The organism is Pengzhenrongella sp., assembly GCF_036565025.1.
Taxonomy (GTDB): domain Bacteria; phylum Actinomycetota; class Actinomycetes; order Actinomycetales; family Cellulomonadaceae; genus Pengzhenrongella.
The window spans coordinates 20,785-27,613 of record NZ_DATCNW010000086.1; the positions used below are offsets into that span (position 1 = coordinate 20,785).

The window sequence follows — 6,829 nt, forward strand, 5'->3', positions numbered from 1 at the left end:
TCCTATAGGACGTCAACGCTCGGACGTTGCGGGTTGGGGGAGGGCGTCAGGGAGTCAGGGGCGTCAGGTGATGGTGAGGATGACCGTGGTGCCCTTGGGGACCTTGGCGCCGCCGCCGGGATCCTGGCCGACGACGAAGCCGAGCCCGAAGTAGGCCACGGCCTTGACGGTCTTGACCTTGAAGCCGGCCGCCCTGAGCTTGACCGTCGCGGCCGCGACCCCGCTGCGCACGACGCTGGGGACCGGGAAGAGCTCGGGGCCCTTCGAGACCGTGATCGTCACGGTGTCCATCCGGTGCCCGGCGGTGCCCTGGGTCGGGTCCTGGCTGATCACCAGGCCGGCCGGGACCTTGTCGTTGAACACGCTCACCGGCGTGACCTTCAGGCCGAGGCCGTCAAGGTCGGTCGTCGCCTGCTTCTGGGTCGCCCCGACGACGGAGATGATCGTCAGCGGCTTGCGCCCCTGGGAGACGGTCATGGTGATCGTGGTGCCGACCTCGAGCCGTGCGCCGGCCTTCTGGGAGGTGGACATGACCGAGCCGACGGGCGCGACGTCGTCGTACGGGGTGACCGACTCGCCGACCTTGAAGCCGGCCCTGGTCAGCGCCGCGGCGGCGTCGTCGAAGTTCTTGCCCACGAGACCGGCCGGCATGGTCGTCATCTCCGGGCCCTTGGACACCTTGAGCTCGACGGTTCCGCTCTTGAGGATCCGCTCGTCCGGGCGGGGATCGGTGGCGACGACCGTGCCGGGTGCGGCGTGGTCGAACGTCGGGATCGGCTTCGAGTCCAGCCCGGCGTTCCGCAGGGTCGCGACTGCGCTCGACTGGGACTGGCCGACGACGTCGGGCACCGCGGCGAAGGCGCCCGGCCCGAAGGTCATGAACCACCAGCCCCCGATCGCGAGCAGCCCGGCCACGAGCGTCGCCAGCACACCCAGGCGGATCCGGCGGCGCCGACGGGCGGGCGCAGTGGCCACCCGCTCCGCCGCGGCGGCCTGCTCCGGGGAACGCAGGCCCGCCCCGATGGGCAGCGCGATCGTGCTACCGGCCGGTGCGACGTCCAGGCGTGCGGTCTGGTGCGAGTCGGTCCAGCCGTCCTCAACGCCGCCACCGGTTCGGGCCGGACTCCCGGCCTGGTCGGGAACGTCCGTCGCGGACGGCAGCGTGATGGTGGGTGCGACGTCGGCCCGCCGCGCGAGGGTGGCCGGGTCGAGCCCGACGTGCGTGCGGCGGACCATCTCGAGCGCGGCACCGGCATCGACCGGCCGGTCCTCCGGCTCGCGCGCGGCGAGCGCGCTGACCAGCTCGTCGATCTCCGAGGGCAGCCAGCTCACCGTGTCCGACGGCACCGGGATGTCCGAGTTGACGTGCAGGTACGCGACCTGGATGGCCGTCTCGCCGGTGTACGGCTGGCGACCGGTGAGCATCTCGTAGAGCAGGATGCCGGCGGCATACACGTCGGTGCGTGCATCCGAGACGCCCTTGGCCACGAGCTCGGGGCCGAGGTACGCGACCGTGCCGAGCACCGTCCCGGTCGTCGTCGAGGTGACCTCGGTGATCGCCCGCGCGAGCCCGAAGTCCGCGAGCTTGATGCGGCCGTCGGTGGCCAGCAGCACGTTCTCGGGCTTGATGTCGCGGTGCACGAGCCCCGTGCGGTGAGCCGCCGCGAGGCCGTCCAGGACCCGCTCGAGGATCGTGAAGGCCTCCTCGACGCGCAGCGCGCCGCTCTCGCCGAGGTGACGGCGCAGGTTCATGCCGTCGATGTACTCCATCGTCAGGTAGCTGGTCTCGCCGTCGACGCCCTGGTCGAGGACACCGACCAGCGCGGGGTGGGTGAGCCGGGCCGCGGCGCGTGCCTCGCGGCGGAACCGGGCGATGAACGCGGACCCGGCCGCACCCTCGGCGAGGTGGGGGTGCATGATCTTGAGCGCGACCTCACGGTCGAGCCGCCGGTCGATCGCGAGGTAGACGGTCGCCATCCCGCCACGGGCGATTCGGGAGACGACTTCGTACCGCCCGTCGACCAGGCGGCCGACAAGCGGGTCGGTAATGGTGGCTCCCACGCGCCCATCCTACGGGGCGGGCCCCGCCGGAACGGGTCAGCGGTACCGCGCCGCGAGGGTCTGGATGTTGGCGACGTACACGCGCGTGTCGGCAAACATGCCGTGATCCCGCACCGATGCGGCTCCCTGGTAGTAGCCCGCGATCGCGGCCGGCAGGTTGGGACTGATGCGCGTCAGCTGACGCAGGATCGCCACCCCGGCCGTCACGTTGTCGTTCGGGTTCAGCAGGTTGAGGTGCCGCCCCACGAGGTGCGACGCCCAGGCGCCCGCGGACGGGACCACCTGCATCGTGCCGATCGCGTTCGCCGGGGAGACGGCCGCCTGGTTGAACCCGGACTCCTGGAAGGCGACCGCCTGCGCGAGGGCCTGGTTGACGCCCATCGCCCGCGCCGTCGCGGCGACCTTGGCGCGCATCTGTGCCCTGGACGGGACGCCGGACCGGAGCAGGGCCGCCTTGTTGGCGTTGGCCGAGTTGACGACGGCCTCGGGGTAGGTCCGTCCGGCGAACGTGTTGCCGACCAGCCGGGTCGGGGCGCCGGCGCCTGGGATCCGCAGATTCTGTCCGACGCGGATGAACGCGCGCGGGTCGAGGTGGTTGGCCGCGACGATCGCGGCGACCGACGTGCGGTACCGCGCGGCGATGGCCGAGACGGTCTCGCCGGACGCGACGCGATGGACGGCCGACGTCGGCCTGGCTGCCGCCACCGGGTGCGCGGCAGACCGGGAGGCGCCCGAGCCGGGGATCGCCAGCAGCTGCCCGACGCGGATGAGCGCGTGCGGGCCGAGGTGGTTGGCGGCAACGATCGAGGCGACCGAGATGCGGTAACTGGCGGCGAGGCCCGACACCGTCTCGCCCGAGACGACGCGGTGCAGGCCAGCGGCGCGGTGCGCCGTGGGAGCAGGTCGGGAGGCGGCGGCCTTGGCCGCGGCGGGTGCACCGGCGCCTGGGATCACCAGGTGCTGGCCGACGCGGATGAGCGCGCGGGCGTCGAGGTGGTTCGCAGCGACGATCCTGGCGATGCTCGTCCGGTGCTGCGCGGCGATCCCGGACACGGTGTCGCCGGACGCGACCGTGTACGACGCCGACGCCGCCCTGGCGGCCGGCTTGGCCGCGGGCTTGGCCGCGGCGTGCACCTTGGCTGCGGTCGGGATGGTCAGGTGCTGACCGATCCGGATCTGCCCGGGGTTGGCGAGCCGGTTCGCGCGGGTGATCGCGGACACCGAGCTTCCGGTGCGCGCCGCGATGTGGCTCACTGTGTCGCCGTTGCGCACGGTGTACGACACGTCCGCCTGGGCGGCTCCGGCCACGGTCACGGAGGCGACCGCCAGCGCGAGGGTCGCGCCGGTCCCGGTGGCCACCCGTCGCAGCAGCCCGGCGGGCAGGGCCGGACCGGCGGGCAGGGTCGGACCGGCGTCCGCGGACCGCTCGTCGTCCTGCGGTCCGAGGACGGCGGGGCGCGGCGTGGCGTGTGGCGTCATGGTCGACCTCATGTGACGTGAGTGATGGATGGTGCTCATGTGACTGATGTGACAATCGCGAACGTACTTGCTTGTGACGGTGCACGAAAGGCCGACCAGGTAATTTCGCCGGTGTAATTCGCTCTCGCAGCACGTTTGGACCCGTTTGGACCAGTCGGCGGGTTGCGTAGGCTGGTCACCGTGACGGACAACTCAACTCTTGATTCCCTGGTCGGCGAGTGGCTCACGGTGCCCGACGCGGCCGACCGGCTTGGCCTGGACCCCGGCAAGGTTCGCCGGCTGGTCTACGAGGGCCGCCTCGCGTCGGTGCGACGCGGTTCACCCGCAGTCGTCTGCATCCCGGCCGCGTTCCTCGTACCCGCCTATCTGGAGAACCCGGCGAACTCGACCCAGCGGGCCCCCGAGGCGCCGCCCCGCGAGGACGGTTCCCGCGCTCCGGAGTGGGCCGTGCTCGCCTCGCTCCTCGGTACCTTCACGCTGCTCCGGGACGCCGGGTTCGACGACCTCGAGGCGATCGGGTGGCTGTTCACGCCGGACTCCACGCTCGCCGAGACGCCGATCGAGGCCCTGCGGTCCGGTCGCAAGACCGCGGTGCGCCGGATCGCCCAGACCCTCCTCTGACGTCGTGCTTCCGCAGGCAGCGCCGGCCGACGACGTCGTGCTGGTCGTGTGCCCGGAGCTGTCGGACGGTGCCCTGAACGAGCTCTTCGGCGCCTCGTGGCCGGACCACGAGCAACGCTCGTTCCGGCCGGTGCTGGAGCACAGCCTCGCCTGGATCGGTGCCTTCCGCCCGGGCCGGTCGGGCTCAGACGGGCTGGTCGGGTTCGTGAACGTCGCCGGCGACGGAGGTGTGCACGCCTTCGTCCTGGACCCCACGGTTCACCCCGACGAGCGTCGCCGGGGCCTGGGGCTGCGCCTCGTCGGTGCGGCTGCCGACGCGGCGAGGAGCCGAGGGGCCACGTGGCTGCATGTCGACTTCGAGAGCGACCTCGCCGACTTCTACGCACGGTGCGGTTTCCAGCCGACCGCGGCCGGCCTGATGCGGCTCTGAGCCGCGCGAGGCCGAAACGGCTGGGCGCAGAGCCGGGTCTCGGCTAGGCCCGGCGGTCGATCGCCGCATGCCCGAGCAGGGCCAGCACGGTCGCGCCGGGCTCGTCGAGCGTGGCGGCCCCGAGCGCGCCGAAGGCCCGCTCCGAGAGGTCCGCGATCAGCTCCTCGACCTTGCCCGGGGCACCCGTCCCCACGATGGCGTCGGCGACGATGGCGACGTCGGCGTCGGCGAGGTCGCGGACGCCGAGGAACGTGCGCAGGATCGCGCGCTGAGCGTCGTCGCCGCCCGCCATCGCGCGCGCGACGAGCACGGTGCGCTTGCCCTCGCGGAGGTCGTCCCCGGCCGGCTTGCCGGTCGCGTCCGGATCCCCGAACACGCCGAGCAGGTCGTCCCGCAGCTGGAAGGCCTCGCCGAGCGGCAGGCCGAACGCGGCGCTCGCGGTGCGCGCTGCGCCGTCGGCCCCGGCGAGGGCGGCGCCGAGCACGAGCGGGTGCTCCACGCTGTACCGGGCCGACTTGGCCCGGATGACCTCGCGGGCCCGCTCCTCGTCGGCACCCGGGTCGGCGCCCCACGGCAGCGCCTGAGCGAGGACATCGAGGTACTGGCCCACCGTCACCTCGGTGCGCATCAGGTCGAAGACACCACGCGCGACGGCGGCGACATCGGGCGCGAACGAGGTCAGCGCGCGGTCGAACTCGGCGTCGCTCCCGACCAGGGCCAGGTCGCCGAGCAGGATCGCGGCGTTCTCCCCGAACCGGCGGGGATCACCGATCCATCCCGATCGCAGGTGCAGCGCCTCGAACGTCCGGTGCGCCGCGGGGTGGCCGCGCCGGGTGTCGGAGTCGTCCATGACGTCGTCGTGGAACAGCGCGGCGGCCTGGAAGAGCTCGAGCGCGGCGCCGACGCGGAGCACCGCGGCGGCCGCGGGGGAGTCCGCCTGGCCACCGTGTGCGCGCCAGGACCAGTAGCAGAACGCCGCGCGCAGCCGCTTGCCGCCGGAGAGCATCTCCTCGACGGCGTCCGCGAGGACAGCGCTGTCGGCGCCGAGACGCGCGAGCAGTGGGCGCTGCGCCGCGATGTGTTCGGCGAGCAGGCGGTCGACGCTGCTCCGGACGTCCTCGAGGTCGATGGGTGCAGTGGGGGACGGGGTCACCCCGGCAGCCTAGGCGGGCTCATCACTGGCCGCGGAGCCGGCCACCGATGGTGACCGTCCGGATGCCGTTCGCGTCGAGGACGCCGATGACGAGCAGCTCGTCGCCCGCGGACCGGGTGAACGTCGACTGCGCCGCGAGCGCCTCGTCCGGAGTGGTCTGCTCCGCCTCGACGAAACCCGCGCCGGTCAGGCTCTTGCGGTAGACGGCGACGATCTCGCCGGCCGAGAGCGAGGTTCGCAGGTTCAGGCTGACCTGGTAGGCGTCCGACCCGGCGACCTGCTCGACGGACGAGACGAGTACCTCCGCGCCGTGCGGCACCGGGAGGAGGTCCGACGGGAATCCCTTCGCGAGGGCCCCGACCGTGGAGTGCGCGTTCGGCTCGTCGCTCATCGGCGAGGGGGTGGGTGAACTTTTGGCCGGTGAGGGCACCTCGGGGCCCGGCGACGCAGCAGCGGTGGGGGCGCCGGCCCCGCTCCCGCCCGCGAACGGGCCCAGTCCGCAGCCAGCGAGCGCGGTCGCCACGAGCGCGACCAGCAAGCCCGCCAGGACGGTCCGCGCCCGTCGAAAGCCGCCCATATCGCCCTCGTGAGTTCGCACGCGACCAACCGTAACCGCGCCGGGTGTCCACCAAGCGCGCCGCCGGCTCGCCCACCCCCAGCCGGAGCTCGCGAGGCCGTACGCACAGCCCGGGCCGAGGGGGGTGTCGCGGGCCGTGGCCGCTGGGGTCCCCTCGACCCATGGACACCACGATCCGGGTCCGCGAGCCCCGTGAGTTGCTCGCACTGCTGCCCTACCAGCTGGGCTTCCGTCCGCAGGAGAGTGCCGTGGCGGTGGCCCTGCGTGCGCCGCGTGGCCGGGTCGGGCTGATCGCACGGGTCGACCTGCCCGACCTCGGTGACGTGCTGAACGGCCCGCAGCTGGCCCGCGGGCTCGTCTCGCATCTCGTCTCCGACGGCGCGCGTCGCGCAGTGCTGGTGATCTACACAGCCGAGGACCCGAGGTACGTCGGCGCGGGCCCGGCGAGCACCGGGTTGACCCGCTCGCGTGCGGCGGTCGTCCGGGCGGCGGCCGAGCAGTTCCGGGA

7 protein-coding genes are annotated in these 6,829 nt (G+C 73.2%); 3 read left to right on the top strand and 4 right to left on the bottom strand.

Annotated elements, in window-relative coordinates:
• Positions 1–63: 63 nt before the first annotated feature.
• Together pknB and VIM26_RS04750 are read right to left on the bottom strand one after the other, a co-directional pair.
• The gene (gene pknB, locus VIM26_RS04745; protein WP_331949204.1) at positions 64–2,061 is read right to left on the bottom strand and encodes a Stk1 family PASTA domain-containing Ser/Thr kinase; all 1,998 of its coding nucleotides are present in this window, start codon (positions 2,059–2,061) and stop codon (positions 64–66) included.
• 36 nt (positions 2,062–2,097) lie between these two features.
• Positions 2,098–3,540 carry a LysM peptidoglycan-binding domain-containing protein gene (locus VIM26_RS04750; RefSeq protein WP_331949205.1) on the bottom strand — a complete coding sequence of 481 codons (1,443 nt, stop codon included), beginning with the start codon at positions 3,538–3,540 and terminating at the stop codon, positions 2,098–2,100.
• Between the two features lie 180 nt (positions 3,541–3,720).
• On the opposite strand from VIM26_RS04750, the gene VIM26_RS04755 reads away from it, so the two are divergent.
• Positions 3,721–4,161 carry an Rv2175c family DNA-binding protein gene (locus VIM26_RS04755; protein WP_331949206.1) on the top strand — a complete coding sequence of 147 codons (441 nt, stop codon included), beginning with the start codon at positions 3,721–3,723 and terminating at the stop codon, positions 4,159–4,161.
• Positions 4,162–4,165: 4 nt separating this feature from the next.
• Positions 4,166–4,591 (top strand): GNAT family N-acetyltransferase, encoded by a 426-nt coding sequence (locus VIM26_RS04760; protein ID WP_331949207.1) that lies wholly within the window; start codon positions 4,166–4,168, stop codon positions 4,589–4,591.
• 43 nt (positions 4,592–4,634) lie between these two features.
• On the opposite strand, the gene VIM26_RS04765 is transcribed toward VIM26_RS04760, so the two are convergent.
• Both VIM26_RS04765 and VIM26_RS04770 read right to left on the bottom strand, forming a co-directional pair.
• A complete protein-coding gene (locus VIM26_RS04765; RefSeq protein ID WP_331949208.1) occupies positions 4,635–5,744 on the bottom strand; it encodes a polyprenyl synthetase family protein in 1,110 nt (369 codons plus the stop codon).
• A gap of 22 nt (positions 5,745–5,766) precedes the next feature.
• The gene (locus VIM26_RS04770; protein ID WP_331949209.1) at positions 5,767–6,342 is read right to left on the bottom strand and encodes a hypothetical protein; all 576 of its coding nucleotides are present in this window, start codon (positions 6,340–6,342) and stop codon (positions 5,767–5,769) included.
• Positions 6,343–6,482: 140 nt separating this feature from the next.
• Between VIM26_RS04770 and VIM26_RS04775 the strand changes: the two genes are divergently transcribed.
• Positions 6,483–6,829: DUF4192 family protein (locus VIM26_RS04775; RefSeq protein WP_331949210.1), on the top strand; the 347-nt coding region annotated here is incomplete at its 3' end.